This is a genomic window from Klebsiella sp. JN_Kp127, from assembly GCF_040062505.1.
GTDB lineage: Bacteria > Pseudomonadota > Gammaproteobacteria > Enterobacterales > Enterobacteriaceae > Klebsiella > Klebsiella quasipneumoniae.
This window is the reverse complement of sequence record NZ_JBEAHS010000051.1, coordinates 113,833-139,762: the sequence shown is the minus strand read 5'-3', so window position 1 is coordinate 139,762 and position 25,930 is coordinate 113,833. Positions and strand designations below refer to the sequence as shown.

Genomic DNA, 25,930 nt, shown 5'->3' with positions numbered 1-25,930 from the left:
TGACGCACGCCGCGCCGCCCCCGGACAACGGAACGACGCGGCGGTGAGGATTAACGCAAATAGACAGTCCCGCGCAGATAGGTGGTGGCCTGGCCGCCGATCAGCACCCGGTCGCCCTGCCACTGGCAGCGCAGATCCCCGCCGCGGGCGGAGACCTGGCGCGCCATCATGGTGGTTTTCCCCAGCTTGTCGCCCCACCAGGGGATCAGCATGCTGTGGGCGGAGCCGGTCACCGGATCCTCCGGCACCCCTTCTCCCGGGCAGAAGAAGCGGCTGACAAAGTCATATTCCTCATCCGGCGCGCTCACGCAGATCATTTTGCCGAGCGTCTGCAGGCGCGCCATGTCCGGTTGCACCGCTTCAACCTGCCGGCGATCCGCCAGCAGCACCAGATAATCGCGCCCTTCCCGTACCTCGACGGCCGCCTCGAGGCCCAGCCCGGCCAGCAGGTCCGCCGGCGGATTGGCCACCGGGGTGGTCGTCCACGCCGGGAAGTCGAGCGTCAGCCAGTCGCCGCTGCGGGTCACCCGCAGGTCGCCGACAAAACGGGTGCTAAAGGTAATCGTCGCCGAGGGATGGTCGAGATATTCAAAAATAACGTGCGCCGTCGCCAGGGTGGCGTGGCCGCAGAGGTTGATCTCGCCAAGGGTGGTAAACCAGCGCAGCTCATAGCCTTCGTCGGTGCGGACGAAGAACGCCGTTTCGGACTGGTTATGCTGTTGGGCCATTTTCAGCAGCACATCGTCGGCTAACCACTCGCTGAGGGGGCAAACGGCCGCGGCATTGCCGCCGAAGTTTTTATCGCTGAAGGCATCGACCAGATAAAATTGAATTTCCTGCATACACTGTCCTTATTTTTTTTACTTTCCTTCAACATGACATAAAAGCGCCCCCCTGACACTATCCATAGCAAAATTAATTGCTTAACCGCACCTGGGCGTTTGCAGTGAAATGAGATGCAGATCACAAAATGATTGTCTTTTCGCCAGCAAACGTTTTAAGATCAGCGTCACATCTTCCCCTGAATCACCAGTCCAGAGCTTATGACTACGAATACGGTCTCACGCAAGGTAGCGTGGCTACGTGTCGTGACGTTGGCCATCGCCGCGTTTATTTTTAACACCACAGAATTTGCCCCGGTCGGTCTGCTGTCGGATATTGCCGACAGCTTCGGCATGGAAACCGCCCAGGTGGGCATGATGCTGACCATCTACGCATGGGTGGTGGCGTTAATGTCGCTGCCGTTTATGCTGCTGACCAGCAAAGTGGAGCGTCGGCGGTTGCTCATCGGCCTGTTTATTCTGTTTATCGCCAGCCATGTGCTGTCGTTCTTTGCATGGAATTTTGACGTGCTGGTCATCAGCCGCATCGGCATCGCCTTCGCCCATGCGGTGTTCTGGTCGATAACGTCGGCGCTGGCCATCCGCATGGCGCCCCCGGGCAAACGGGCACAGGCGCTGAGCCTGATCGCCACCGGTACCGCGCTGGCGATGGTGTTTGGCATTCCGATCGGCCGCATCATCGGCCAGTATTTTGGCTGGCGGATGACCTTCCTGGCGATCGGCCTCGGCGCCTTAGCCACTCTGGCCTGCCTGGTGAAACTGCTGCCGACGCTGCCGAGCGAACACTCAGGCTCGCTGAAAAGCCTGCCGGTGCTGTTCCGTCGCCCGGCGCTGGTCAGCGTGTACATTCTGACCGTGGTGGTGGTGACCGCCCATTATACCGCCTACAGCTATATCGAACCCTTCGTCCAGACGGTGGCGGGTCTGAGCGGCAATTTTGCCACCGTACTGCTGCTGATCCTCGGCGGGGCCGGGATTATCGGCAGCATTCTGTTCGGCAAGCTCGGTAACCAGCACGCTTCGGGGCTGATAAGCCTCGCCATCGGCCTGCTGCTGGCCTGTCTGCTGCTGCTTTTGCCGGCCTCGCATAACCCGCACCACCTGATGCTGCTCAGCATCTTCTGGGGGGTGGCGATCATGATTATCGGTCTCGGCATGCAGGTGAAAGTGCTGGCCTCCGCCCCGGACGCCACCGACGTCGCCATGTCGCTGTTCTCGGGCATCTTTAACATCGGCATTGGCGCCGGCGCGCTGGTAGGCAGCCAGGTGAGTCTGCACCTCTCTATGGCCTCCATCGGCTACATCGGCGCCATCCCGGCGCTGGCAGGCCTGATCTGGGCCCTGCTGATCTTCCGTCGCTGGCCGGTATCGCTGGAAGAGCACCAGCCGCACCACTCTTGATTGAGCCGCAAAAAAAAGCCCGTCGGTATCGCTCCGGCGGGCTTTTGTCTCTCTGCGCATCACCGCGGTCAGGGATGCCAGGTCGAAATAATCTCCAGCACGCCGTTAATAATGAACTGCACGCCCATGCAGACCAGCAGGAAGCCCATCAGCCGCGAAATGGCCTCAATGCCGCCTTTGCCTACCAGACGCATAATCGCCCCCGAACTGCGCAGGCAACCCCAGAGAATGATCGCCAACAGGGCAAAGATAATCGGCGGCGCCGCCAGCACCACCCACTCCGGGAAGTCCACGCCGTGCTTCACGGTTGAGGCGGAACTGATGATCATCGCGATGGTGCCCGGACCGGCGGTGCTTGGCATCGCCAGCGGCACAAAGGCGATATTGGCGGTTGGCTCATCCTGTAGCTCTTCCGATTTGATCTTCGCTTCCATCGAATCGTGGGCTTTTTGCTGGGGGAACAGCATGCGGAAACCGATAAAGGCCACAATCAACCCCCCGGCGATACGCAGCCCAGGTATTGATATGCCGAATGTATTCATCACCACCTGGCCGGCATACCACGACACCATCAGGATGGCGAAGACATACACCGAAGCCATCAACGCCTGTTTGTTCCGCTCGGCGTTGTTCATATTGCCCGCCAGGCCAAGGAACAGCGCCACGGTAGTCAGCGGATTCGCCAGCGGTAACAGCACCGCCAGGCCGAGCCCTATCGCTTTAAACAAATCAAACATAGTTAAAAAAAGCCCCGTAAATATTCATTTTTTAAGGATGGTTTCACGCCGTGAGTATACCGGCTTCAACAATTCCAACGCCAGCCTGCTGATAAATCACCTTCGCCAAAAATTAACAAGCGTTAGAAAATTCACAAACAGTGACCCGTGTCGAATTTTCTTGTTTTAGCAAATCGTGGCATCGGCCAATTCATAATGTTGACTTATGATTGCCTGGGCAATAGTATCACTCGCAACTAAATCATTGCCTGGGCAACCATCATGAAAAGTACCAGCGACCTGTTCAACGAGATGATCCCGCTGGGCCGCTTGATCCAGATGGTTAACCAGAAAAAAGATCGCCTGCTCAATGACTACCTCTCACCCATGGATATTACCGCGACCCAGTTCCGGGTGCTCTGTTCCATTCGTTGCGAGGTATGTATTACCCCCGTTGAGCTGAAAACCGTGCTTTCCGTCGACCCGGGCGCGATGACGCGTATGCTCGACCGCCTGGCGTGTAAAGGCTGGATTGAACGGTTACCCAACCCCGCTGACAAGCGCGGCGTGCTGGTGCAGTTGACGCCAGACGGCGCAGCCCTTTGCGAGCAGTGTCATCAGGTTGTGGGTCAGAAGTTACACCAGGAGTTAACAAAAAATCTGTCGGCGGACGAAGTCGCCATGCTTGAGCAACTCCTCAAGAAGGTCCTGCCGTAAAAATAAGAAGAGGTAAGATGATGTCCAGACGTAATAATGACGCCATCACTATCCATAGTATTTTGTCGTGGATCGAGGATAACCTGGAATCGCCCCTGTCGCTGGAAAAAGTGTCTGAGCGCTCAGGTTACTCCAAGTGGCACCTGCAACGTATGTTTAAGAAAGAGACCGGCCATTCCCTCGGCCAGTACATCCGCAGCCGTAAGCTGACGGAGATTGCGCAAAAGCTCAAGCAGAGCAATGAGCCAATCCTGTACCTGGCGGAACGCTACGGTTTCGAATCGCAGCAGACCCTGACGCGAACGTTTAAAAACTATTTCGATGTTCCGCCCCACAAATATCGCATAACGAATGTACCTGGCGAATCCCGCTATCTGCATCCGCTAAATAACTGTTGTTAATCGCCTGCATTATTAAAGACGTATTGAGGAAATCATGAAACTATTCGCTGCCGCAGCCATCGTCGTTATGTCGCTGGCATCCAGCTTCAGCTATGCGGAGCAAACCACCACGCCGGTGCGGCAAAACCAGCGTGACACAATGATTATCCCTTCGGAACATAACGACTCGCCGTTTGATTTCAATCATATGGCGGCCGGCAATGATAAATCTGACGAACTTGGCGTGCCGTACTACCAGCAGCACGACCTGTGATGCCATTACACGCATACTTGTGTATAGCCCCGTCTCCGGGGCTTTTTTTTACCCGCGCGCCATGCCCGGCCGCACCAGACGCAGACCGAAAACGTTGATATAGAGCCCGGCCATGATCAGCGCCGCCCCGGCGAGCTGCAGCCCGCTCAGCGTCTCTCCCAGCAGCAGCGCGGCGCTGGCCATCCCCACCACCGGCACCAGCAGCGACAGCGGCGCCACCCGCCAGGTTTCATACCGCCCCAGCAGCGAGCCCCAGATACCGTAGCCGACAATAGTGGCGATAAACGCCAGGTAAAGCAGCGAGAGAACCGTCAGCACATCGATCTGGCGCAGACTCGCCAGCATCAACTGCGGGCCATCGATCAGCCACGAGGCGAGCATAAACGGCAGCACCGGGATCAATGCGCTCCACACCACCAGCGACATGATCGGCGGCCGGGTCGCCTGGGACATGATTTTCTTGTTAAAAATATTGCCGCAGGCCCAGCTGAGCGCCGCCGCCAGGGTCAGCATAAAGCCCACCAGCGGGACATGTTCCCCTCCGAGGCTCCCCTCCACCAGCACCAGCACGCCGAAGATCGCCAGAGCGATCCCCGCCAGCTGCTTGCCCTGCAGGCGTTCGCCAAAGACGAAGGCGCCGAGGATGATGGTAAAGAAGGCTTGCGCCTGCAGAACCAGCGACGCCAGCCCCGCCGGCATGCCCAGGCCGATAGCGCAGAACAGAAAGGCAAACTGGCCAAAGCTAATGGTCAGGCCATAGCCCAACAGCAGGCGCAACGGAATGGCTGGCCGGGCGACAAACAGCAGCGCTGGAAAGGCCACCAGCATAAAGCGCAGGCCCGCCAGCATCAGCGGCGGCATATTGTGCAATCCCAGCTTAATCACCACGAAGTTAAGCCCCCACACCACCACTACCAGCAGCGCCAGCAGTCCATCTTTCCTCGTCATACCCCTGCCTCTGTCGTTATTAGAATTTTTGTGAACAAAATCAAAGTAGCGAAAAAGCGGCCGCCAGGATAGATCATTATTTTTGGCAGGTTCAGAAGTGCCGATCGCGACCGGGGCGACCTGTACAAGGCGTGATGACCGTGTTATTTGTGATCGAAGACATAAAATTATAACAACATGACAGGCAAGGAAATCATGATCACCACACTCCGGCGCTCCACCATCGCGCTGCTGGCATCGTCGTTACTGTTGACTATCGGCCGCGGGGCCACACTGCCGTTTATGACCATCTACCTCACCCGACGCTATCAGCTGGAGGTGGATGTGATCGGCTACGCCCTGTCGCTGGCCCTGGTGGTCGGCGTGCTGTTCAGCATGGGCTTTGGCATCCTCGCGGACAAGTTCGACAAAAAGCGCTATATGGTGTGGTCAGTGCTGGTATTTATCCTCGGTTTCAGCGCGATACCGCTGGTCCATAACGCGACCCTGGTGGTGATCTTCTTTGCGCTGATCAACTGCGCCTATTCGGTCTTTTCCACCGTACTGAAAGCCTGGTTCGCCGACCGGCTGACGGCGGAGAAAAAAGCGCGCATCTTCTCGCTGAACTACACCATCCTCAACATCGGCTGGACCGTCGGGCCGCCTATCGGCACGCTGCTGGTGATGCACAGCATTAATCTGCCCTTCTGGCTGGCGGCGGCCTGCGCCGCCTTCCCGCTGGTGTTTATTCAGCTGTTTCTCCAGCGGGATGGGGCCGCCGCCGCCCAGCCGGGAGCTGCCGCCTGGACGCCTTCGGTGCTGCTGCGCGACCGCGCGCTGCTGTGGTTTACCTGTTCCGGGCTGCTGGCCTCCTTCGTCGGCGGCGCCTTCGCCTCCTGTATCTCGCAGTACGTGCTGGTGGTCGCCAGCAGCGACTTCGCAGAGAAAGTCGTGGCCGTAGTGCTGCCGGTTAACGCCGCGGTGGTCGTCGCCCTGCAGTACGCCGTTGGCCGGCGGCTGAGCGCGAGAAATATCCGCCCGCTGATGACCTTCGGTACCCTCTGCTTTGTGATCGGCCTCGTGGGCTTTATGTTCTCCGGCGCCAGCCTGTGGGCGTGGGGGATCTCGGCGGCGATCTTCACCCTTGGCGAGGTGATTTATGCCCCCGGCGAGTATATGCTGATTGACCATATCGCCCCGCCGGGAATGAAGGCCAGCTACTTCTCCGCTCAGTCGCTGGGATGGCTGGGCGCGGCCTTCAACCCGATGTTCACCGGGTTGATCCTCACCCATCTGCCGCACTGGTCGCTGTTTGTCATTCTTATCGCGGCTATTGTCGCCGCCTGGCTGATGATTTTCCAGGGGATCAATGCCCGTCCCTGGCAGCCGGATTCTCCGCTAGCCAGGGCCTGACGCCAGCTGACATGCGGCTGTCAGGTTGCTGTCGGGCCGTTGTCGGGTCGCTGTCGTGGTGGCTGGCGGCCCGCTTTTCCATACTCCATCACAGGTTTACATCCGCAGAACGTCATGGAGCATATGAATATGAACAGCATCAATCAGGTCAAACAATTACGGCTGCAGCGCGCCTGGTCCCAGGAACAGCTGGCCGAAATGGCGGGGCTCAGCGTCCGCACGATCCAGCGCATTGAGAATGGCGAACGCCCGGGGCTGGAGACCCTCAGCGCCCTCGCCGCGGTCTTTGAGGTGACGGTGGCCGAGATCGGCGGCGAAGCCTCGCGGGAGGGCGCGCCGGGTCCGCAAGCTTCGCTGGATCTGCGTATAGAGGAAGCGAAAGCGCGGGTGCAGCAGGAGAGTCGCTTTTTTCGTTCGCTGTCGGTGGCGCTGGTGGTCTGCGTGCTGCTGGCGGTGCTCAACCGGTACACGAACCCGCAGTACTACTGGTCCGGCTGGGTCGCCCTGATCTGGGGCGCTCTGCTGGTGGTGAGAGGATTACGTCTGTTCGTCTTTGGCGAATGGATCAAAAACTGGCGCCAGGCGCGCCTGCAGCGGCTGCTGCGTAAATAGCATGGAAACCGGCGGCGCGCGCCGCCGGCCCGATCAGATAGTCACCAGGGCGCGCACGCCGTCGGTTTCCATATCTCCGCCCTTTCCCTGCTGGACGATGGCGCCGCGCGACATCACCAGGTAGTGGTCCGCCAGCCCGGCGGCAAAGTCATAGAATTGCTCCACCAGCAGAATGGCCATATCCCCGCGGCTCGCCAGTTGACGGATCACCTCGCCAATCTCTTTGATGACCGAGGGCTGGATCCCCTCGGTGGGCTCATCGAGGATCAGCAGCTGCGGACGGCTGGCCAGCGCGCGGCCGATCGCCAGCTGCTGCTGCTGACCGCCGGATAAGTCACCGCCCCGCCGCTGCTTCATGGTCTTGAGCACCGGGAAAAGCTGGAAAATCTCCTCCGGCACCTGCTGCGCCTCGCGGGCGGGAAAGCGCGACAGCCCCATCAGCAGGTTTTCTTCCACCGTCAGGCGAGGAAAAATCTCGCGTCCCTGGGGGACGTAGGCCACCCCGGCCTGCACCCGCTGGTGCGGTTTACGGTGGGTGATGTTCTGATCCTGCCAGCGCACCTCGCCGCTACGCGCCGGAATAAGCCCCATCAGACATTTCAGCAACGTGGTCTTACCGACGCCGTTGCGCCCCAGCAGGCAGGTGACCTCGCCCTGACGGGCGGTAAAATCCACCCCGCGCAAGATGTGGCTCCCGCCGTAGTACTGATGTAACTGACTCACCTGTAACATTGGCGCTCCTTAACGTCCCAGATAAACTTCAATGACCTGCTCATTGGCCTGCACCTCCCGCAGCGACCCCTCCGCCAGCACCTGGCCCTGATGCAGGACCGTCACCCGGTCGGCAATGGTCTCGACAAACCCCATGTCGTGCTCCACCACCATCAGGGAGTGCTGTCCGGCCAGCGTGCGAAACAGCTCCGCGGTATATTCGGTTTCCGCATCGGTCATGCCGGCCGCTGGCTCATCAAGCAGCAGCAGATGCGGTTCCTGCACCAGCAGCATGCCGATCTCAAGAAACTGTTTCTGGCCATGGGACAGCAGACCCGCCTGGCGGTAGCGTTCGCCGTCGAGGCGCAGCAGGCGCAGCACCTCATTCAGCCGATCGTCCTGTTCGCTGCTCAGCCGGGCGCGCAGGCTGGCCCACACCGATTTATCCCCCTTCATCGCCAGGGCGAGATTTTCCGCCACCGTCAGCGCTTCGAAGACCGTCGGCTTTTGAAACTTGCGCCCGATACCCTGGCGGGCGATGGCCACCGGGTCGAGAGTGGTCAGATCCACCGACTGGTCATAGATCGCTTTGCCGCTCTGCGGCCGGGTTTTGCCGGTGATCACGTCCATCAGGGTGGTCTTGCCCGCGCCGTTGGGGCCGATCACGCAGCGCAACTCGCCGACGCCTATCGCCAGCGACAGATCCGTCAGCGCCCGGAAACCGTCAAAGCTGACGTTAATGTTCTCCAGCTGCAGTACCGGGTCGGTCTGCGCACGGAAGCGATCTCCGGGCAGCTGGCGGGTAAACAGTCCTTCATCCGGTTGCATTAGCGGTCTCCTCGACGCAGCAGACCCATCACCCCGCGGGGTAGAAACAGGGTCACGATGATGAACATGAGGCCAAGAAACAGCTGCCAGTACTCCGGCATCGCCACGGTGAAAATGCTTTTCGCGCCATTGACCAGTCCGGCGCCAAGCACCGGGCCGATCAGGGTGCCGCGCCCGCCGAGCGCCACCCAGATGGCGGCCTCGATGGAGTTGGTCGGCGACATTTCGCTGGGGTTGATGATCCCCACCTGCGGGACGTATAACGCCCCCGCCAGGCCGCAGAGCACCGCCGACAGCGTCCACACCAGCAGCTTGAAGCCGCGCGGGTCGTACCCGCAGAACATCAGGCGGTTCTCGGCATCCCGCACCGCGGTGAGGATGCGGCCAAACTTACTCTGCGCCAGCGCCGAGCCCAGCCACAGGGTCAGCAACAGCAGCAGGACCGTGGCCATAAACAGCGCCGCCCGGGTGCCGGTGGCGGTGACCGGAAAGCCCAGCAGCGTGGTAAATCCGGTGAAGCCGTTGTTACCGCCAAACCCGGTCTCGTTGCGAAAGAACAGCAGCATACCGGCATAGGTCAAGGCCTGGGTCATGATCGAGAAATAGACCCCTTTGATCTTCGAGCGGAAGGCGAACCAGCCGAAAACCAGCGCCAGCAGGCCGGGAACCAGCACCACCAGCGCCATCGCCCAGGCGAAATGCTGCGTGCCCCACCAGAACCAGGGCAGCTCGTTCCAGGAGAGAAAAGACATGAACGCCGGCAGACCGTCCCCCGCCGCCTGGCGCATCAGGTACATGCCCATGGCGTACCCGCCGAGGGCAAAGAAAATCCCGTGGCCAAGGGATAGCATACCCGCGTAGCCCCAGACCAGATCCAGCGCCACCGCCACGATGGCGTAGCAGAGGATTTTACCGCTCAGGGTCAGCAGCCAGCTCGGCACCGCCAGCGGATGGGAGGCCGGCAGCAGCGCCAGGAATGGCATGCTCAGCAGCCCCAGCACTAACAGGATCCCCAGCCAGCGCAGAGGCCGCGGCGCGCGCTGCGCCAGCGTTAAGGTAATGGGTTGGCTCATCAGTCAATCACCCTCCCTTTCAACGCGAACAGGCCCTGCGGGCGTTTCTGAATAAACAGAATAATCATCACCAGGATCAGGATCTTGCCAAGCACCGCGCCCATCTGAGGTTCAAGAATTTTGTTGAAAATGCCCAGCCCAAAGGCTGCCGCCACGCTGCCGGCCAGCTGGCCGACGCCGCCCAGGACCACCACCAGGAACGAGTCGATGATATAGCCCTGACCCAGCTCCGGGCCGACGTTGCCAAGCTGCGACAGCGCCACGCCGCCCAGCCCGGCAATACCGGATCCAAGACCAAAGGCCAGCATATCCACCCGCCCGGTAGGCACGCCGCAGCAGGCGGCCATTGCCCGGTTCTGCGTCACGGCGCGGACGTTCATTCCGAGGCGGGTGCGGTTCAGGATGAGCCAGGTGAAGCACAGCACCAGCAGGACGAACGCCAGCACCGCCAGCCGGTTCCACGGCAGGATCAGGTTCGGCAGGACCTGCACGCCGCCGGAGAGCCAGGCGGGGTTCGCCACCTCCACGTTCTGCGCGCCGAACAGCATCCGCACCAGCTGAATAAGCATCAGGCTGATCCCCCAGGTGGCGAGCAGCGTCTCCAGCGGCCGACCATACAGATGACGAATAATGGTGCGCTCGAGCGCCATGCCGATCCCGGCGGTGACCAGGAAGGCCACCGGCAGCGCGACCAGCGGATAAAAGGCCAGCCACTGCGGCGCGAGCTGCGCCAGGACCTGCTGTACCAGCCAGCAGCTGTAGGCGCCGATCATCAGCATCTCGCCATGGGCCATGTTAATCACCCCCAGCAGGCCGTAGGTGATCGCCAGCCCCAGAGCGGCCAGCAGCAGCACCGAGCCCAGCGACAGCCCCATAAAGGCCTGGCCCAGCAGATCGCCGAGCAGCAGACGATGTTTGATCTTTTGCAGGCTGTCGCTGGCCGCCTCGCGCACCGCCGCATCCGGCTCATGCTGGGCATCAGTAAAGGGGATCAGCAGCGCCTGGGTTTCCGGGGCCGCGGAATGGCCGAGCAGCGTCACCGCGGCCAGCCGCGCGCTGGCCTCAGGCTGAGTCAACTGCAGGCGCGCCAGCGCCACCTCCAGCAGGCCCCGCACATTATCATCGCTTTCCGCCTTCAGCCGCTGCTGCAGCAGAGCGGCCATGGCCGGGGTCGCTTCCCGCTGCAGGGTGCGCGCCGCGGACGCTCGCTCTGTGACGTTGTCACTTAAAATAAGATGGCTGGCCAGCGCGCCGGCAGCCAGATTGCGCAGGCGGTTGGTCAGACGGACCGGCCGGGGGTCGCCCTGCGGCGCGGCGGCGGCGCCCAGCGGTTGTAAGCCGCCCTGTCGGGCGCGGAAGGCATGTTTTCCGTCGTCCATCACCAGGCTCTCGCTGGTTAACGCCCGCAGCAACGGCAGGCGATCGGCCTGCGGCGCCGCCGCCCACTGGGTCAACAGCTGCGCCTGCTGGCTGCGGCTGGCGGCGACGAAATCATCCGCCTCCGCAGCCTGCGCCCGCCATGGCAGCAAGCTCAGCAGCAGCGCCAACACACTCATGAGACGCAATGCGTTCATGTCGTTCTCCTCTGGTCAGCGGCCGACGGGCGCGACGCTCCCGCCCCGTCGGCCCTGGCGCTTACTGGCTGACGGTTTTCACCGGATGGTCAGGTTTCTTATCATTACCGGGGATCCACGGGCTCCACGGCTGCGCGCGGACGGGCTCATCGGTCTGCCAGACCACATTGAACTGGCCGTTGCCTTCGATTTCACCGATCATCACCGGCTTATGCAGATGGTGGTTGGTGGCATCCATCGTCAGGGTAAAACCGGACGGCGCTTTAAAGGTTTGCCCGGCCATGGCGTCGCGCACTTTGTCCACGTCGGTGGTGCCGGCTTTGGTCACCGCCTGCGCCCACATATGCAGACCCACCCAGGTCGCCTCCATCGGGTCGTTGGTCACCACCGTATCGGCATTCGGCAGCTTGTGCGCTTTGGCGTAAGCGCGATAGTCGGCGACAAAGGCTTTATTGGTCGGGTTATCGACCGACTCAAAGTAGTTCCATGCCGCGAGGTTGCCGACCAGCGGTTTGGTATCGATGCCGCGCAGCTCCTCTTCCCCCACCGAGAAGGCCACCACCGGCACGTCGGTCGCTTTCAGACCCTGGTTAGCCAGCTCTTTGTAGAAAGGCACGTTGGAATCGCCGTTGATGGTGGAGACCACCGCCGTTTTGCCGCCAGCGGAGAATTTTTTGATATTGGCGACGATGGTCTGGTAATCGCTATAGCCGAACGGGGTGTAGACTTCTTCGATATCTTTGTCCTGGATCCCTTTGGCATGCAGGAAGGCGCGAAGGATCTTGTTGGTGGTGCGCGGATAGACGTAGTCGGTTCCCAGCAGGAAGAAGCGTTTGGCGCCGCCGCCGTCCTCGCTCAGCAGGTATTCCACCGCCGGGATGGCCTGCTGGTTAGGCGCCGCGCCGGTATAGAAGACGTTGGGGGACATCTCTTCCCCTTCGTACTGTACCGGGTAGAACAGCAGGCCGTTCAGCTCCTCAAACACCGGTAACACCGATTTACGCGAGACCGAGGTCCAGCAGCCGAACACCACCGCCACCTTGTCCTGGGCCAGCAGCTGGCGCGCCTTCTCGGCGAACAGCGGCCAGTTGGAGGCCGGGTCGACCACTACCGGCTCCAGCTTCTTGCCCAGCACCCCGCCTTTGGCGTTGATGTCGTCGATGGCCATCAGGGCGACGTCCTTCAGCGGCGTTTCGGAAATCGCCATCGTCCCGGAGAGCGAATGCATAATCCCGACTTTAATGGTGTCGGCGGCATAGGCCTGGAATGAGAGACCCATAGCCATTACAGAGGCGGAGAGTGCAAAAGCTTTTAATAACGTTCTTCGTTGCATGATTCACTCCTGAGTAGCGCAAAAATAAAGAATTAACAGCTAACCAGAGGTGATAAGGCAAAAACGGTGCCAGGTTGTGAGAACAGCGGGACGCGGCGCAGGCGGAGGGCGGAGGTGAAGGAGATGGCAGCGTTGCCTCATCACGGTGCAACGCTGCGCTAAGAAAGGCATTACCAGACGTCGGCGGCGATGGCGGTCACCAGACGAACTTTTTGCCACTGCTGGTCTTCGCTGAGGGCGTTACCCTCTTCCGTGGAGGCGAAACCGCACTGCGGACTCAGGCAGATCTGCTCAAGCGGAACATACTGCGCCGCCTCGGCGAGACGCGCTTTGACCCCCTGCGGGTTCTCCAGCTCGCCGTTTTTGGTGGTGATCAACCCGAGGACCACCTGCTGATGGCCGGGACGAATAAAGCGCAGCGGCGCGAAATCCCCGGAGCGGTCGTTGTCATATTCGAGGAAGAAGGCATCGACATTGACGCCGCCAAACAGCACCTCGGCCACCGGCTCGTAACCGCCCTCCGAGATCCAGGTTGAGCGGAAATTACCCCGGCAGACGTGGAGGCCCACCGTCAGATCGGCCGGTTTGCCCTCCAGCGCCTGGTTCAGCACCCGGGCATAAATGCGCGCCAGCGCATCCGGATCGTCGCCGCGCTCGCGTACCTGCTGACGCTGGGCATCGGAGCACAGATAGGCCCAGACGGTATCGTCCAGCTGCAGATAGCGACAGCCGGCGTCATAAAAGGCGCGGATCGCGTCGCGCCAGGTGGTGGCCAGGTCGTCGAAGTAGTCGCTGAGATCCGGGTAAACGGTGGCATCAATATCTTTCCGACCGCCGCGGAAGTGCAGCACGCTCGGGCTGGGAATGGTCATCTTCGGCTGCGCGTCGCCGCTGATGCTTTTCAGATAGCGGAAATCCTCCAGCATCGGGTGGTCGCCGAACGCCAGCTTGCCGGTAACGCGCACGCCGTGGGCTTTGGTCTGCACGCCGTTGAACTGGATCCCCTGCTCGGCATCGTAACGCTCAACGCCCTGCAGGCCGTCGAAGAAATCGAAATGCCACCATGCGCGACGAAACTCGCCGTCGGTGACCACGTGCAGGCCGCAGTCGCACTGCTGCTGGACCAGATGACGGATAGCGTTATTCTCAATTTCGCGCAGCTGACCGGCGTCGATAAGCCCCTCCGCCAGCTGCTGACGCGCCTGTTTGATACTGTCCGGACGCAAAAAACTGCCGACGATGTCTGCGCGGAACGGGGCCTGTTGACGTTGCATGCTGTCTCCTTAGCGGTGGGCGCGTTAGTTGCCCACCGTGATAGTTCATTATTTGAATTTTTAGACTTCTGGATGGCTATATGTCCAGATACTGGCATGCAGGTCGACGGGCCGCAAACGAGAATATTTCATGGTACATGAAAAATATTCACTTACCGGCGACAAACGCATAACCCTCATCTTCCCAGCCGGTGATCCCGCCGAGCATCATTTTCACCGGCCGCCCCAGTTCGGCCAGCTTCAGCGCGGCTACGTCGGCACCGTTGCAGTGCGGCCCGGCGCAATAGACCACAAACAGGGTCTCCGCCGGCCAGGCCGCCATTCTCTCGGCGCTGATCTGGCTGTGCGGAAGATGCAGCGCGCCGGGCAGGTGACGCCTGGCGAAGGCCTCCTCGCTGCCGACCACGTGCAGCAGGACAAAGTCGACCTCGCCGGCACGCTGCGCGCTGTGCACATCGGCGCAATCGGTCTCGAGTTGCAGCTTATGGCGGAACCAGCGGATAGCCTCGGCGGAGGTGGCGGGGGTAAATTGGCTTACTACACTCATGGCGTCTTCTCCTTGTCTGTGATAACACTACTTTACTGACGCCCATCACCCTTATCTGCCGGCAACCATGACAGAAAACGCTAACATCCTGACAACCCCTTCGGTGACACCGTCACCTCACCGCGTGGTGGCCCTCGCCTACGATGGCCTGTGCACGTTTGAGTTTGGCGTGGCCGTGGAGATCTTCGGCCTGCCGCGCCCGGAAATGGGCGAGCGCTGGTACCAGTTCGCCGTCGCCGCCGTCGATGAAGGGCCTCTGAGAGCCACCGGCGGGGTCCGCCTGATGACCGACGGCGGCCCTGAGCTTCTCGCCCAGGCGCAGACCATCGTGGTCCCGGGCTGGCGCGGCATCGACGCCCCGGTCCCCGAAGCGCTGTGCGCCGCCCTGTCCGCCGCTCACGCCCGCGGATGCCGAATAATCTCCATCTGTTCCGGAGTGTTCGTTCTCGCCGCCGCCGGGCTGCTCAATGGCCGCCAGGCGACAACCCACTGGCGCTACACCGCGGCGCTGCAGTCCCGTTTTCCGCAGATCCAGGTGGTGGAGGATGTCCTTTACGTGGGCGATGATTTGCTGATGACGTCCGCCGGCAGCGCGGCGGGGATCGACCTCTGTCTGCATCTGGTGCGCGAGGATTTCGGCAGCGAGGCAGCGAATGTGGTCGCTCGCCGCCTGGTGGTCTCTCCCCATCGCGATGGCGGTCAGGCGCAGCAGGTCCTGCGTCCGGTGGCCCGCAGCCGGGAGAGTCTGCGCCTTGGCCAGCTGTTTGATTATCTGCACCAGCATCTCGCCGCCAGCCACACCGTCGCCTCCCTCGCGCAGCGCGCCGGCATGGGGACGCGCACCTTTTTGCGCCGCTTTGAAGAGGCCACTGGTAAAACCCCCGCCCGCTGGCTGCTGGAGGAGCGTCTGCTGCGCGCCCGTCAGCACCTGACGGAGAGCACGATGGGCATCGACCAGATCGCTGAGCGCTGCGGTTTTGCCAGCGCTGGCACCCTGCGCCACCATTTTCGCCTGCGCTTCGCGCTAAGCCCGCTGCAGTACCGTAAACAGTTTGCTACTTCTCCGATTGCAAAATCCTCGCAGCCACGGACAATAGACGACCACAGTAAACCGGTCGCCAGGATGGTCGATGATGAAGAAAGAGTGTCGGGTAGTGATCTATAAAGAGGGCCTGCTGGGCAGCCTGTTTTTTGGCGAAGCCAAAGCCGACCCTGACAAAATGAGCCAGTTTCTCAGCAGCTATACCCGCGAGGGCTGGGAGGTAAAAACCATGTCGGTGGAGCGCCGCCGTACCGCCCTGTTCTGGTCGCGGGAAGCGTATCTGTTTGTGCTTGAAAGGCCCCTGTAACGGAGCCTGCGCCTGGTTTACACGCTTAAGCCAGGCGTTGCCCGGCATCCGCGCTCAGGGCTGGCGGATATAGCCCTGCTCGTGCATTTTGCGCATGCCCTCCTCGCCAGCGCAGACCATCCCGGTGGTCAGCATGGCAAAACCAAAACGCTGATAGAACGCGATTTTATCGGCCACCGCATAGATAAAAATTTTGCCAAAGGGCAGCAGCTGCTCCCGGACCGCCAGCATCAGCTGTTGTCCGTAACCCTGCCCCTGTCGGTCGGGGACGATCGCCACATCCGACAAGTAGCTGCTCCAGGTGCAGTCGCTGATGGCGCGCGCCACGGCAATTAGCTGACCGTTCTCATAGCCGAACCAGCAGAAGGTGCTCTGGCGAAACGCCTGCTCCAGCTGCTGAACATCACGTTCATTCAGCCCGGCCTCGGCGACGATGGCCCGCACCCGCCGCCAGTCTACCCGCGCAATCGCCTCTTTGCCCTCAATCACCATCATGACCTTGTCTCCCGCCGTGTTCGGCATCTATCCCGGAAGAAAGATGTAGCATGCCGCCGCCGTGGATGCCAGGCGAAAAATCCAACGAAAGAACGCGGAAAACGGGAGTGAGGCAAAAAAAAACCGCCATGTGACTGGCGGTAAATCAATGCTTGCATGGATAGATTGTATTTTGCATTTTTCGCAGGCAGAGGATCCTGACCTCTCTACGTTTGATCCCGAGGTTAGCATGGTCAACCTCAATAAATCCTCAACGGCCTGCGGCTAAAGCTTTTCCACCAACGCTTTCAGCTGCGCCAGGGTCTGCTGCCGGTCCTCCGCGGCGGCGAGCGGCCACGCCGACTGGCGCACGATGAGCCGGGTCGGCAGCAGCTCGCGGATCCGCATCTGCGGGGCCGCCATCAGAGCAATCAGCCGCTCCACGGCCCGTTTGCCCAGCAGATCGAAGTCCTGCGCCACCGTGGTGAGCGGCGGCTGAAAGTAAAGACTGTCGGCGGTGTCGTCATAGCCGGTCACCGACACCGCCTGGCTGCCGCTGCGATTGAGCTGGGCCAGCGCGCTGAGTACCCCGAGCGCCATCTGATCGTTGGCCACCACAATGGCGCTGATCCGCGGCTGGAGGTGCAGCAGTTCGAAGGTTTTCTGCCAGCCGCTGGCGGCGCTCCAGTCACCGAACACCGTGGTTGAACGGGCAATGTTCAGGCTGTGCAGCGCCTCGCGCCAGCTGGCGAGACGCAGACGGGCGGAAACCGAACTTTCCGGCCCCGCCAGCAGGCCAAATTCGCGATGCCCGAGCTCCCAAAGATGGCGCACGCAGGCTCCGCAGCCGTCGCGATGGTCGAAGCGCACGCAGCAGACATCGGCCTCCGGGGAGACGTCAAGAAACAGGCAGGCCATATCCGGGTTCTCTTTAACCAGCCGCTCGGCGGTGGCGCTCTCCAGCGGCAGGCTGACGATCACCCCGCGAATATGCTGGGCGCGCAGTTCGTCCAGCCGGGCCTGCAGCGCGGCGAAGTCGGCCTGCGCTGGCATCGCTATCGCCACCTCCAGTTGGTGCAGGCTGGCATGGCTCTTTACCGCGGCGGCGATCTGCGAGGGGGCATGCAGGGTCAGCGAGGCGGTAATCAGCCCAATGGAGGGCGCCGCTTTGCCGGCGAGCAGCTGCGCCGAGCGGTTAGGCACGTAGTGCAGCGTCTGCATCGCGCGGATCACCTGCTCGCGGGTGCGGGCTGACACCACTTCCGGACGGTTCAGAACCCGGGAGACCGTCTGTTGGGAGACGCCCGCCGCGCGGGCGACATCCTCCAGGGTTGCGGTACGACGCGGCATAGTTTCTCCTCATCGACAAAATGTCGTGCGCTAACATTTTATGTTTAACGCACGACAAAAAACAGCGTATTACGCCCGCTTTCGTGATCGTCTGTTAATTTCATTTCCGCCGTCGTTGCTGGAAAAAACAAATTACCCGATAACGTTCTTCATCCTGTTTAGCGATCGACATTTTCTGACTTACCGGGGATTACTATGCCAATAAGCGATACCAGTCGCCGCCACGCGCCTGACTTCCACGCCGTCCTCGCCCGCGAAGACTGGCAGAACCAGACCATTACCCATCTCAACCGCCTGCCGGCCCATCCCGCGTTCGCCAGCTGGCGCGATGAGCTTGCCGCCCGCGATAATCATCCTTCGCCCCATCGTCGTCAGCTGGACGGCGAGTGGCAATTTGCTTACGCCCGCAGCCCGTTTGCCGTCGATGCGCAGTGGCTGACGCAGGACCTGCCGGGCAGCCGCGGTACGCCGGTGCCCTCCAACTGGCAGATGGAGGGCTATGACGCGCCGATCTACACCAACGTCCGCTACCCCATCGACACCACCCCGCCGCGGGTGCCGGAGGATAACCCAACCGGCTGTTACTCCCTGCACGTTGCGATCGATGACGCCTGGCGCGCGGACGGGCAGACGCAGATTATTTTCGACGGCGTTAACTCGGCCTTTCATCTCTGGTGCAACGGCGCCTGGGTCGGTTACTCCCAGGACAGCCGCCTGCCGGCGGCGTTCGATCTCAGCCCCTTTCTGCGTCCGGGCGACAACCGTCTGTGCGTGATGGTCATGCGCTGGAGCGCCGGCAGCTGGCTGGAAGACCAGGATATGTGGCGGATGAGCGGTATTTTCCGCTCGGTGTGGCTACTGAATAAGCCGCACCAGCGGCTGAGCGACGTCCAGCTGACGCCGACCCTTGACGCCCTCTGCCGCGACGGCGCTCTGCAGGTCCAGGCGACCGTCGAAGCGACAGAAGCGGCGCTTGCCGGGCTCAGCGTCGGGGTTAGCCTGTGGCGCGGCGAGCAGCCTGTCGTTGCCCACCGTCAGCCGTTAGGCACCCCGACGGTGGATGAGCGCGGCCGTTACGCCGAACGGGTCGATTTCTCCCTGGCGGTGGCGGCGCCGGCGCACTGGAGCGCGGAAACCCCGGATTGCTACCGGGCGGTGGTCACCCTGTGGCGCGGCGAGGCATTGCTGGAGGCAGAGGCGTGGGATATCGGTTTTCGCCGCATCGAGATCGCCGACGGCCTGCTGCGCCTTAACGGCAAACCGCTGCTGATCCGCGGCGTTAACCGCCATGAACACCACCATTTACGCGGTCAGGTGGTCAGCGAGGCGGATATGGTGCAGGACATTCTGTTGATGAAGCAGAACAACTTTAACGCCGTCCGCTGCTCGCACTACCCCAACGCCCCGCGCTGGTATGAGCTGTGCAACCGCTACGGTCTGTACGTGGTCGATGAAGCCAATATTGAAACCCACGGCATGGTGCCGATGAATCGGCTGTCCGACGATCCGGCGTGGCTGCCAGCCTTCAGCGCCCGCGTCACCCGGATGGTACAGAGCAACCGCAACCATCCGTGCATTATCATCTGGTCGCTGGGCAACGAATCCGGCGGCGGCGGCAACCACGAAGCGCTGTACCACTGGCTGAAGCGTAACGACCCGACCCGTCCGGTGCAGTACGAGGGCGGCGGCGCGGATACCACCGCCACCGATATTATCTGTCCGATGTACGCCCGCGTCGAACGTGACCAGCCGATCCCGGCGGTACCGAAGTGGGGGATCAAAAAATGGATCAGCCTGCCCGGCGAGCAGCGGCCGCTGATCCTCTGCGAGTACGCCCACGCGATGGGCAACAGCCTCGGCAACTTCGCCGATTACTGGCAGGCCTTCCGCGAGTATCCGCGGCTGCAGGGCGGGTTTATCTGGGACTGGGCCGACCAGGCGATCCGCAAAATCTTTGACGACGGCAGCGTCGGCTGGGCCTACGGCGGCGACTTTGGCGATAAGCCGAACGATCGCCAGTTTTGTATGAACGGCCTGGTGTTCCCCGATCGCACGCCGCATCCGTCGCTGGTCGAGGCGAAGCACGCCCAGCAGTATTTCCAGTTCGCCCTGCTGTCAACCTCGCCGCTGCGGGTGCGCATCGCCAGCGAATACCTGTTCCGCCAGACCGATAACGAAGCGCTGCGCTGGCAGGTGCAGGCGGCCGGTGAAACCCTGTACCACGGCAACCTGACGCTGGCGCTCCCGCCTGAGGGCAGCGACGAGATAACGCTGCTCGACAGTCTGATCCTGCCGCCAGGCGCCCGCGCCGTGTGGCTGACGCTGGAGGTGGTCCAGCCCCAGGCGACAGCCTGGTCCCCGGCGGATCATCGCGTCGCCTGGCAGCAATATCCCCTGCCGGCGCCGCTGGCGCTGCCTGCGCCCACGGTGCCAGCCGGCGCCCCGGATCTTATCGTCAGCGATGAGGCCTGGCAGATCCGCACCGGCACGCAGTGCTGGACCGTCGATCGCCGGACCGGTTTGCTGAGTGGCTGGTCGGTTGGCGGTCAGGAGCAGCTGCTGACCCCCCTGCGGGATCAGTTTATCCGTGCGCCGCTCGACAACGACATCGGGGTCAGCGAAGTGGAGCGCATCGACCCCAACGCCTGGGTGGAGCGCTGGAAAAGCGCCGGCCTGTTCGACCTTGAGGCGCGCTGCGTGCAGTGCGACGCCCAGCGTCTGGCGAATGAGACCCTTGTCGACAGCCGCTGGCACTACCTGCGCGGCGACGAGGTGGTGATTATCAGCCACTGGCGCCTGCGCTTTACCGCGGACGGAACGGTGCGGCTGGCGGTGGACGGCGAGCGCGCGGAAACGCTGCCGCCGCTGCCGCGGGTCGGGCTGCACTTCCAGGTGGCGGATCAGCAGGCGCCGGTGAGCTGGCTGGGGCTGGGGCCGCATGAGAACTACCCCGACCGGCGGAGCAGCGCCTGCTTCGCCCGCTGGGAGCAGCCGCTGGCGGCGATGACCACCCCCTACATCTTCCCGACGGAAAACGGCCTGCGCTGTGATACTCAGGCGCTGGACTGGGGACGCTGGCACGTCAGCGGTCATTTCCACTTCTCCGTTCAGCCGTGGAGCACCCGTCAGCTGATGGAGACCGACCACTGGCACAAGATGGAGGCCGAAGACGGCGTGTGGATCACCCTTGACGGTCTGCATATGGGGGTGGGAGGCGATGACTCCTGGACCCCAAGCGTGCTGCCGCAGTGGCTCCTGACCCAAACGCGCTGGCAGTACGAGGTCTCATTGCGTTGCCTTTAATCCGTGGGGGCGGCAGCCCCCACCCTACAAACAGAATAACAAGGGATCATGGTGATGAAATTCTCTGAACTGGCGCCGCGAGAACGGCATAATTTTGTCTATTTCCTGCTGTTCTTTTTCTTTTACTATTTCATTATGTCGGCCTATTTTCCGTTTTTCCCGGTGTGGCTGGCGGACGTTAACCATTTAACCAAAACGGAAACCGGGATCGTCTTCTCCTCCATCTCGTTGTTCGCGATTATTTTTCAGCCGGTATTTGGTTTAATGTCGGATAAGCTCGGCCTGCGCAAACATCTGCTGTGGACTATTACGGTGCTGTTAATTCTGTTCGCGCCGTTCTTTATTTTCGTTTTCTCCCCGCTGCTGCAGATGAATATTATCGCCGGTTCGCTGGTGGGCGGGATCTACCTGGGGATTGTTTTCTCCAGCGGCTCCGGGGCGGTGGAAGCCTATATCGAGCGCGTCAGCCGGGCAAACCGCTTTGAATATGGCAAAGTGCGGGTCGCTGGCTGCGTCGGCTGGGCGCTGTGCGCCTCGATAACCGGCGTGCTGTTCGGCATCGACCCCAATATTACCTTCTGGATCGCCTCCGGCTTTGCGCTGGTGCTGGGTCTTCTGCTCTGGCTGTCGCGTCCGGAAAGCAGCAACAGCGCCCAGGTTATCGAGGCGCTCGGGGCCAATCGCCAGGCCTTTTCGCTGCGTACGGCGGCAGAGCTGCTGCGTATGCCGCGCTTCTGGGGCTTTATCGTCTATGTGGTGGGGGTCGCCAGCGTTTACGACGTGTTTGACCAGCAATTTGCTAACTTTTTCAAAAGCTTCTTCGCCAGTCCGCAGCGCGGTACCGAAGTGTTTGGCTTCGTCACCACCGGTGGCGAGCTGCTCAATGCCGTGATCATGTTCTGCGCCCCGGCCATCGTTAACCGTATCGGGGCCAAAAACGCCCTGCTGACCGCGGGGATGATCATGTCGGTGCGTATTCTCGGGTCGTCTTTTGCCTCATCGGCGGTGGAAGTGGTGATCCTCAAGATGCTGCATATGTTTGAGATCCCCTTCCTGCTGGTCGGGACCTTTAAATATATCTCCTCCGCCTTTAACCCGCGGCTCTCAGCCACCCTGTTTCTGATCGGCTTTAACCTGTCGAAACAGCTGTCCGGGGTGGTACTTTCCGCCTGGGTGGGCCGGATGTACGACACCGTCGGCTTCCATCAGGCCTATCTGATCCTCGGCTGCATCACCCTGAGCTTTACCCTGCTCTCGTTCATCACCTTGCGCGGCGGCAAAAGCCTGCTGCCGGCAGCGGGGACGCAGACCCCCGCCTGACCGGGCGCGCCCGTCAGGGATGACGGGGTTCACTCCACAATGCGCGTCTCTCCGCCGCTATTCTCCAGCGCATAGCGCTGGCAGGCAGCCCCGGCGGCGATAAGATCCGCCAGCTCTGCCGAGTGGCTGGTCAGCCAGATCTGGCTGTAGCGGGAGGCCTCGACGATCAGCCTGGCCAGCGCCGGGAGCATGTCGCGATGCAGGCTGTTTTCCGGTTCATTGATCGCCAGAAAGGCCGGCGGGCGCGGGCTGAGCAGCGCGACGGCGAGGCAGAGAAAACGCAGCGTGCCGTCGGACATCTCCGCCGCCAGCAGCGGGCGGCGGATCCCCTCCCGGCGCATTTTCAGCGCGAAACGCGAGTGCTCGTTTTCACAGTAAAACTGGCAGCCGGGAAAGGCGTCGGCGAGGATCTCGTGCAAAATCTCCTCCGCGCCGATCTCGACAATGGTCTGAAAGGCGGCAGCCAGATTATGGCCGTCGCTGTCGAGCACCGGCGAACGGTAGCCGACGGCCGGCTGGCGCAGCGGTGAGTGGCGGCCGATAGCGAATTCATGGTAAAACCGCCAGCGGCGCAGGGTCTCGCGCACCCGCGAGACCTCAGGAAAACGGTGCGGCTCGCCAAGCTGACCGAACACCGACTCGTTTTCATAAATACTCTCGGTGAAGGTGCTTTTCTCCCCGGCGACATCGACGAGGAACGCCGCCTGATTCTTACGCTGCAGTACGCGGGAGGAAGGCCGACGGGAATAGCCCGCCAGCCAGATGTTCTCTTCTTTGACGATGGGATCGAGCATGAACTGCGTCGGATAGGGCAATTTTTCCGGGAAACCAACCTGCAGTTCATAATCAAAGCTCTCCGTCCGACAGGCGATTTGCAGCCGGCGGGGATGGCGATCGAGGGGAGAACGATCTCCGGACCACATCATATTTTCAAGGCCCCCCTCTTCGCTGATAAATCCCGACAGCCTGCCGTCGGCAGCCGCGGTCAACAGATGGATAGCGTTGTAAATATTGGATTTGCCGCAGCCGTTAGGGCCGAAGACAATGTTCAGCGGCCCCAGCTCCAGCGCGATATCCCTGACTGAGCGAAAGTTTTGAATACGGATGTACTGAATCATGATGCGTCCTGGCCCGGAGAGAGAAGGCTGCCACAGTAGCAAAGCCGCGGCAGGGATACTATCGCCCCCTCTCTCCGACCGGGTTTAACAGAACATTTTTTTCATTCCGCGGGTCAGCGCCACCCGCGTCAGCTTGTCGCTATCCTGATGGGCGTCACTGAAAACGCCAAAGAAATAGCGTTCATCGTCAATGGTTTGACTCACGATACGATAGCTGAGCGGCTGTCCGGACGGCGCACCGTATTGCGCAGGGGTCACTGAGACCTCGGTCGCATCGTCGGCGACGCTGACCAGCAGTCCATCCGCCTTACCGCCCACCAGCATGACCTTAATTATCGGGTGCACCAGTTCCTCCCGGGATGGCATAGATCATTGGCAAACCGCGCAGCGCGGCGGGCGTATCGTCAGCAAACAGCGGCGCCAGCCAGAGTGCGGTCTTAAGTATTTTCTTATAGTTCATTGCGGCCTTGAGTCAAAAAATAGCGTGCTTAGGCTGAGCTAAATATTGATTATTCGAAATAAAAGATGACAAATGATGAAGGAAAAAAGAGGAATTGTGAATCAGCAAAACGCCAGGTTATTCTATTTTATCACTCCTCTACTCGCCTTTAATGGCCCTGATTCAAGGAAGTATTGCGGTTATGCGTTATGTTCGCCTGTGCCTTTTCTCCCTGATTGCCGCCCTGCCACTGGCGGTATTCGCCAGCCCTCCGCCGCTTGAGCAAGTTACACGCAGCGAAAGTCAGCTGGCGGGCCGCGTGGGCTATGTTGAAATGGATCTGGCCAGCGGCCGCACGCTGGCCGCCTGGCGCGCCAGTGAGCGCTTTCCGCTGATGAGCACCTTTAAAGTGCTGCTCTGCGGCGCGGTGCTGGCCCGGGTGGATGCCGGAGACGAACAGCTGGATCGGCGGATCCGCTACCGCCAGCAGGATCTGGTGGACTACTCCCCGGTCAGCGAAAAACACCTTGCCGACGGGATGACCGTTGGCGAACTCTGCGCCGCCGCCATCACCATGAGCGACAACAGCGCCGGCAATCTGCTGTTGAAGAGCGTTGGCGGCCCCGCGGGATTGACCGCTTTTCTGCGCCAGATCGGTGACAACGTCACCCGCCTTGACCGCTGGGAAACGGAGCTCAATGAAGCGCTTCCCGGCGACGTGCGCGACACCACCACCCCAGCCAGCATGGCCGCCACCCTGCGCAAGCTGCTAACCAGCCACGCGCTGAGCGCCCGTTCGCAGCAGCAGCTGCTGCAGTGGATGGTGGACGACCAGGTGGCCGGCCCGCTGATCCGCGCCGTGCTGCCGGCGGGCTGGTTTATCGCCGATAAAACCGGGGCCGGCGAGCGGGGCTCACGCGGCATTGTCGCCCTGCTCGGCCCGAACGGCAAAGCGGAGCGCATCGTGGTGATCTATCTGCGGGATACGCCGGCGACCATGGCCGAGCGTAACCAGCAGATCGCCAGAATAGGCGCGGCGCTGATCGAGCACTGGCAGCGCTAGCCCGGCGAAGGCCGCGCGCCTTACCCGGCGCGCAGCACCTCGCAAGCGTGCCGGGCGATATGTGTGGCGGCAGCATCGGAGAGATGCCGGTCGGTAATGATGGTGGTAAAGCGGGTCAAGGGTAACGCCATAAACGTGGCCACCTGATTATATTTCGAACTGTCGCACAGCAGGATGCTTCTGGCGCTGACCTGGCTGACGGTCTCCTTGACGGTGACCTTGTTCTCATCAGGGGTGAAAATCCCGCGGCTGTCCCAGCCGCTGGCGGAGATAAAGGCCGTATCGATAGCCAGGTGGCGCAAGGTCCGCGCCGCCGACTCGCCGACGCAGGAGCGGTTCTCCCGGCACAGGGTGCCGCCGGTGTGGATCACGCCGCACTGGCTGGCATCGATCAGCAGCTGGGTTATCTCAAAATCGTTGGTGACCACCTGCAGGTCGTCCCGGTCGAGGATCGCCCGCGCCAGCGCCAGGGTGGTGGTGCCGGCATCGAGATAGATGCAGCTGTTTTTGGCGATGTGACTGGCCGCCAGCGCGCCGATGGCCTGTTTCTCTTCACTCTGTAGAGTGCTTTTCACCAGATGACTGGGCTCTGCGGCCAGGCGGCTGACGGCGCGCACGCCGCCCGAGACGCTGACCAGCAGCCCCTGTTCTTCCAGCTTACTGACGTCGCGACGGATAGTCATATGGGACACGCCGAGGATCTCCGTCAGCTCATTAATGCTCACCGCCCCACGCTGCTCCACCAGGGCTAAAATACGCTGATGACGTTCTATTGGAATCACCGCTCTCCCCTTACCATTTTTTCACACCAGAGCTTACCACTCACGCCGGGAACCTGAAGATCCCCTGTGCTGTCATCGCTGCTTGACCGCTGTTTTTACGCTATTTTAGG

27 protein-coding genes are annotated in these 25,930 nt (G+C 61.4%); 11 read left to right on the top strand and 16 right to left on the bottom strand.

Annotation, left to right across the window (positions count from 1 at the left end; translation table 11 throughout):
- Window positions 1-50: 50 nt before the first annotated feature.
- On the bottom strand, window positions 51-842 hold the full coding sequence (locus ABLV04_RS19800; RefSeq protein WP_023289623.1) for a PhzF family phenazine biosynthesis protein: 792 nt from the start codon (window positions 840-842) through the stop codon (window positions 51-53).
- A gap of 201 nt (window positions 843-1,043) precedes the next feature.
- Here ABLV04_RS19800 and ABLV04_RS19795 point away from each other — a divergent pair, with 201 nt between their 5' ends.
- A complete protein-coding gene (locus ABLV04_RS19795) occupies window positions 1,044-2,243 on the top strand; it encodes a sugar transporter (RefSeq protein ID WP_032452773.1) in 1,200 nt (399 codons plus the stop codon).
- A gap of 68 nt (window positions 2,244-2,311) precedes the next feature.
- On the opposite strand, the gene ABLV04_RS19790 is transcribed toward ABLV04_RS19795, so the two are convergent.
- Window positions 2,312-2,980 carry a MarC family NAAT transporter gene (locus tag ABLV04_RS19790; protein WP_004205969.1) on the bottom strand — a complete coding sequence of 223 codons (669 nt, stop codon included), beginning with the start codon at window positions 2,978-2,980 and terminating at the stop codon, window positions 2,312-2,314.
- 261 nt (window positions 2,981-3,241) lie between these two features.
- Between ABLV04_RS19790 and marR the strand changes: the two genes are divergently transcribed.
- From marR to marB, 3 genes are read left to right on the top strand one after another with little or no spacing between them, the layout of a single operon-like run.
- On the top strand, window positions 3,242-3,676 hold the full coding sequence (gene marR / locus ABLV04_RS19785) for a multiple antibiotic resistance transcriptional regulator MarR (protein WP_004143563.1): 435 nt from the start codon (window positions 3,242-3,244) through the stop codon (window positions 3,674-3,676).
- A 20-nt stretch (window positions 3,677-3,696) separates the two neighbouring features.
- A complete protein-coding gene (gene marA, locus ABLV04_RS19780) occupies window positions 3,697-4,077 on the top strand; it encodes an MDR efflux pump AcrAB transcriptional activator MarA (RefSeq protein ID WP_004205971.1) in 381 nt (126 codons plus the stop codon).
- Window positions 4,078-4,111: 34 nt separating this feature from the next.
- The gene (gene marB, locus ABLV04_RS19775) at window positions 4,112-4,330 is read left to right on the top strand and encodes a multiple antibiotic resistance protein MarB (RefSeq protein WP_032452772.1); all 219 of its coding nucleotides are present in this window, start codon (window positions 4,112-4,114) and stop codon (window positions 4,328-4,330) included.
- Window positions 4,331-4,378: 48 nt separating this feature from the next.
- On the opposite strand, the gene eamA is transcribed toward marB, so the two are convergent.
- A complete protein-coding gene (gene eamA, locus ABLV04_RS19770; protein ID WP_023289620.1) occupies window positions 4,379-5,278 on the bottom strand; it encodes an O-acetylserine/cysteine exporter in 900 nt (299 codons plus the stop codon).
- 195 nt (window positions 5,279-5,473) lie between these two features.
- On the opposite strand from eamA, the gene ydeE reads away from it, so the two are divergent.
- Complete coding sequence (gene ydeE / locus ABLV04_RS19765) at window positions 5,474-6,670, top strand: efflux MFS transporter YdeE (RefSeq protein ID WP_180265956.1); 1,197 nt, start codon at window positions 5,474-5,476, stop codon at window positions 6,668-6,670.
- A 129-nt stretch (window positions 6,671-6,799) separates the two neighbouring features.
- A complete protein-coding gene (locus ABLV04_RS19760; protein ID WP_023289618.1) occupies window positions 6,800-7,282 on the top strand; it encodes a helix-turn-helix domain-containing protein in 483 nt (160 codons plus the stop codon).
- A 33-nt stretch (window positions 7,283-7,315) separates the two neighbouring features.
- Here the strand turns inward: ABLV04_RS19760 and urtE are convergent, their stop codons facing one another.
- The 7 genes from urtE to ABLV04_RS19725 form a co-directional block, all read right to left on the bottom strand.
- Window positions 7,316-8,014, bottom strand: coding sequence for an urea ABC transporter ATP-binding subunit UrtE (gene urtE / locus ABLV04_RS19755; RefSeq protein ID WP_110237655.1), 699 nt, complete (start codon window positions 8,012-8,014; stop codon window positions 7,316-7,318).
- A 9-nt stretch (window positions 8,015-8,023) separates the two neighbouring features.
- Entirely contained in the window at window positions 8,024-8,821 is a 798-nt protein-coding gene (urtD, locus tag ABLV04_RS19750; protein ID WP_023289616.1) for an urea ABC transporter ATP-binding protein UrtD, read from the bottom strand.
- Window positions 8,821-9,894, bottom strand: coding sequence for an urea ABC transporter permease subunit UrtC (urtC, locus tag ABLV04_RS19745; protein ID WP_044522890.1), 1,074 nt, complete (start codon window positions 9,892-9,894; stop codon window positions 8,821-8,823). Before urtC ends, urtD begins: the two co-directional genes overlap by 1 nt.
- Window positions 9,894-11,468 (bottom strand): urea ABC transporter permease subunit UrtB, encoded by a 1,575-nt coding sequence (urtB, locus tag ABLV04_RS19740; RefSeq protein WP_180265957.1) that lies wholly within the window; start codon window positions 11,466-11,468, stop codon window positions 9,894-9,896. Before urtB ends, urtC begins: the two co-directional genes overlap by 1 nt.
- A gap of 61 nt (window positions 11,469-11,529) precedes the next feature.
- A complete protein-coding gene (gene urtA, locus ABLV04_RS19735; RefSeq protein WP_004205981.1) occupies window positions 11,530-12,801 on the bottom strand; it encodes an urea ABC transporter substrate-binding protein in 1,272 nt (423 codons plus the stop codon).
- Window positions 12,802-12,971: 170 nt separating this feature from the next.
- Window positions 12,972-14,075: a cobalamin-independent methionine synthase II family protein gene (locus ABLV04_RS19730; RefSeq protein WP_004205982.1), complete on the bottom strand. Its 1,104-nt coding sequence runs from the start codon at window positions 14,073-14,075 to the stop codon at window positions 12,972-12,974.
- 148 nt (window positions 14,076-14,223) lie between these two features.
- A complete protein-coding gene (locus ABLV04_RS19725) occupies window positions 14,224-14,622 on the bottom strand; it encodes a rhodanese-like domain-containing protein (RefSeq protein ID WP_180265958.1) in 399 nt (132 codons plus the stop codon).
- Between the two features lie 67 nt (window positions 14,623-14,689).
- Between ABLV04_RS19725 and ftrA the strand changes: the two genes are divergently transcribed.
- The gene (gene ftrA, locus ABLV04_RS19720) at window positions 14,690-15,787 is read left to right on the top strand and encodes a transcriptional regulator FtrA (RefSeq protein ID WP_180265959.1); all 1,098 of its coding nucleotides are present in this window, start codon (window positions 14,690-14,692) and stop codon (window positions 15,785-15,787) included.
- On the top strand, window positions 15,756-15,971 hold the full coding sequence (locus ABLV04_RS19715; RefSeq protein WP_004205985.1) for a DUF4177 domain-containing protein: 216 nt from the start codon (window positions 15,756-15,758) through the stop codon (window positions 15,969-15,971). Before ftrA ends, ABLV04_RS19715 begins: the two co-directional genes overlap by 32 nt.
- 54 nt (window positions 15,972-16,025) lie before the next feature.
- On the opposite strand, the gene ABLV04_RS19710 is transcribed toward ABLV04_RS19715, so the two are convergent.
- Together ABLV04_RS19710 and ABLV04_RS19705 are read right to left on the bottom strand one after the other, a co-directional pair.
- Window positions 16,026-16,466, bottom strand: a complete 441-nt coding sequence (locus ABLV04_RS19710; RefSeq protein ID WP_131096243.1) for a GNAT family N-acetyltransferase — start codon at window positions 16,464-16,466, stop codon at window positions 16,026-16,028.
- Window positions 16,467-16,730: 264 nt separating this feature from the next.
- A complete protein-coding gene (locus ABLV04_RS19705) occupies window positions 16,731-17,795 on the bottom strand; it encodes a LacI family DNA-binding transcriptional regulator (RefSeq protein ID WP_065806123.1) in 1,065 nt (354 codons plus the stop codon).
- Between the two features lie 195 nt (window positions 17,796-17,990).
- On the opposite strand from ABLV04_RS19705, the gene ABLV04_RS19700 reads away from it, so the two are divergent.
- Both ABLV04_RS19700 and ABLV04_RS19695 read left to right on the top strand, forming a co-directional pair.
- Entirely contained in the window at window positions 17,991-21,098 is a 3,108-nt protein-coding gene (locus tag ABLV04_RS19700; protein WP_348816098.1) for a beta-galactosidase, read from the top strand.
- A gap of 54 nt (window positions 21,099-21,152) precedes the next feature.
- Window positions 21,153-22,418, top strand: coding sequence for an MFS transporter (locus ABLV04_RS19695; RefSeq protein WP_348816096.1), 1,266 nt, complete (start codon window positions 21,153-21,155; stop codon window positions 22,416-22,418).
- Between the two features lie 29 nt (window positions 22,419-22,447).
- Here the strand turns inward: ABLV04_RS19695 and ABLV04_RS19690 are convergent, their stop codons facing one another.
- The 3 genes from ABLV04_RS19690 to ABLV04_RS19680 form a co-directional block, all read right to left on the bottom strand.
- Window positions 22,448-23,536, bottom strand: coding sequence for an AAA family ATPase (locus ABLV04_RS19690; protein WP_023289607.1), 1,089 nt, complete (start codon window positions 23,534-23,536; stop codon window positions 22,448-22,450).
- Window positions 23,537-23,620: 84 nt separating this feature from the next.
- Window positions 23,621-23,881 (bottom strand): hypothetical protein, encoded by a 261-nt coding sequence (locus ABLV04_RS19685; RefSeq protein WP_004205993.1) that lies wholly within the window; start codon window positions 23,879-23,881, stop codon window positions 23,621-23,623.
- Window positions 23,865-23,996: a hypothetical protein gene (locus tag ABLV04_RS19680; protein ID WP_348816094.1), complete on the bottom strand. Its 132-nt coding sequence runs from the start codon at window positions 23,994-23,996 to the stop codon at window positions 23,865-23,867. Before ABLV04_RS19680 ends, ABLV04_RS19685 begins: the two co-directional genes overlap by 17 nt.
- A 181-nt stretch (window positions 23,997-24,177) precedes the next feature.
- On the opposite strand from ABLV04_RS19680, the gene ABLV04_RS19675 reads away from it, so the two are divergent.
- On the top strand, window positions 24,178-25,038 hold the full coding sequence (locus ABLV04_RS19675) for a broad-spectrum class A beta-lactamase OKP-A-17 (RefSeq protein ID WP_023289605.1): 861 nt from the start codon (window positions 24,178-24,180) through the stop codon (window positions 25,036-25,038).
- 20 nt (window positions 25,039-25,058) lie between these two features.
- Here ABLV04_RS19675 and ABLV04_RS19670 read toward each other — a convergent pair whose 3' ends face one another.
- Window positions 25,059-25,820: a DeoR/GlpR family DNA-binding transcription regulator gene (locus tag ABLV04_RS19670; RefSeq protein WP_023289604.1), complete on the bottom strand. Its 762-nt coding sequence runs from the start codon at window positions 25,818-25,820 to the stop codon at window positions 25,059-25,061.
- Window positions 25,821-25,930 lie beyond the last annotated feature (110 nt).

What these genes read in the sequence shown, in the direction of transcription:
- ABLV04_RS19700 (WP_348816098.1), top strand. Translation starts at nt 17,991, where the DNA reads ATGCCAATAAGCGATACCAGTCGCCGCCACGCGCCTGACTTCCACGCC.
- urtD (WP_023289616.1), bottom strand. Translation starts at nt 8,821, where the DNA reads ATGCAACCGGATGAAGGACTGTTTACCCGCCAGCTGCCCGGAGATCGC.
- ABLV04_RS19800 (WP_023289623.1), bottom strand. Translation starts at nt 842, where the DNA reads ATGCAGGAAATTCAATTTTATCTGGTCGATGCCTTCAGCGATAAAAAC.
- urtC (WP_044522890.1), bottom strand. Translation starts at nt 9,894, where the DNA reads ATGAGCCAACCCATTACCTTAACGCTGGCGCAGCGCGCGCCGCGGCCT.
- ABLV04_RS19790 (WP_004205969.1), bottom strand. Translation starts at nt 2,980, where the DNA reads ATGTTTGATTTGTTTAAAGCGATAGGGCTCGGCCTGGCGGTGCTGTTA.
- marB (WP_032452772.1), top strand. Translation starts at nt 4,112, where the DNA reads ATGAAACTATTCGCTGCCGCAGCCATCGTCGTTATGTCGCTGGCATCC.
- urtE (WP_110237655.1), bottom strand. Translation starts at nt 8,014, where the DNA reads ATGTTACAGGTGAGTCAGTTACATCAGTACTACGGCGGGAGCCACATC.
- ydeE (WP_180265956.1), top strand. Translation starts at nt 5,474, where the DNA reads ATGATCACCACACTCCGGCGCTCCACCATCGCGCTGCTGGCATCGTCG.
- ABLV04_RS19710 (WP_131096243.1), bottom strand. Translation starts at nt 16,466, where the DNA reads ATGATGGTGATTGAGGGCAAAGAGGCGATTGCGCGGGTAGACTGGCGG.
- ABLV04_RS19760 (WP_023289618.1), top strand. Translation starts at nt 6,800, where the DNA reads ATGAACAGCATCAATCAGGTCAAACAATTACGGCTGCAGCGCGCCTGG.
- ABLV04_RS19695 (WP_348816096.1), top strand. Translation starts at nt 21,153, where the DNA reads ATGAAATTCTCTGAACTGGCGCCGCGAGAACGGCATAATTTTGTCTAT.
- marR (WP_004143563.1), top strand. Translation starts at nt 3,242, where the DNA reads ATGAAAAGTACCAGCGACCTGTTCAACGAGATGATCCCGCTGGGCCGC.
- eamA (WP_023289620.1), bottom strand. Translation starts at nt 5,278, where the DNA reads ATGACGAGGAAAGATGGACTGCTGGCGCTGCTGGTAGTGGTGGTGTGG.
- marA (WP_004205971.1), top strand. Translation starts at nt 3,697, where the DNA reads ATGTCCAGACGTAATAATGACGCCATCACTATCCATAGTATTTTGTCG.
- urtA (WP_004205981.1), bottom strand. Translation starts at nt 12,801, where the DNA reads ATGCAACGAAGAACGTTATTAAAAGCTTTTGCACTCTCCGCCTCTGTA.
- ABLV04_RS19675 (WP_023289605.1), top strand. Translation starts at nt 24,178, where the DNA reads ATGCGTTATGTTCGCCTGTGCCTTTTCTCCCTGATTGCCGCCCTGCCA.
- urtB (WP_180265957.1), bottom strand. Translation starts at nt 11,468, where the DNA reads ATGAACGCATTGCGTCTCATGAGTGTGTTGGCGCTGCTGCTGAGCTTG.
- ABLV04_RS19795 (WP_032452773.1), top strand. Translation starts at nt 1,044, where the DNA reads ATGACTACGAATACGGTCTCACGCAAGGTAGCGTGGCTACGTGTCGTG.
- ABLV04_RS19730 (WP_004205982.1), bottom strand. Translation starts at nt 14,075, where the DNA reads ATGCAACGTCAACAGGCCCCGTTCCGCGCAGACATCGTCGGCAGTTTT.
- ABLV04_RS19690 (WP_023289607.1), bottom strand. Translation starts at nt 23,536, where the DNA reads ATGATTCAGTACATCCGTATTCAAAACTTTCGCTCAGTCAGGGATATC.
- ABLV04_RS19715 (WP_004205985.1), top strand. Translation starts at nt 15,756, where the DNA reads ATGAAGAAAGAGTGTCGGGTAGTGATCTATAAAGAGGGCCTGCTGGGC.
- ftrA (WP_180265959.1), top strand. Translation starts at nt 14,690, where the DNA reads ATGACAGAAAACGCTAACATCCTGACAACCCCTTCGGTGACACCGTCA.
- ABLV04_RS19725 (WP_180265958.1), bottom strand. Translation starts at nt 14,622, where the DNA reads ATGAGTGTAGTAAGCCAATTTACCCCCGCCACCTCCGCCGAGGCTATC.
- ABLV04_RS19680 (WP_348816094.1), bottom strand. Translation starts at nt 23,996, where the DNA reads ATGAACTATAAGAAAATACTTAAGACCGCACTCTGGCTGGCGCCGCTG.
- ABLV04_RS19705 (WP_065806123.1), bottom strand. Translation starts at nt 17,795, where the DNA reads ATGCCGCGTCGTACCGCAACCCTGGAGGATGTCGCCCGCGCGGCGGGC.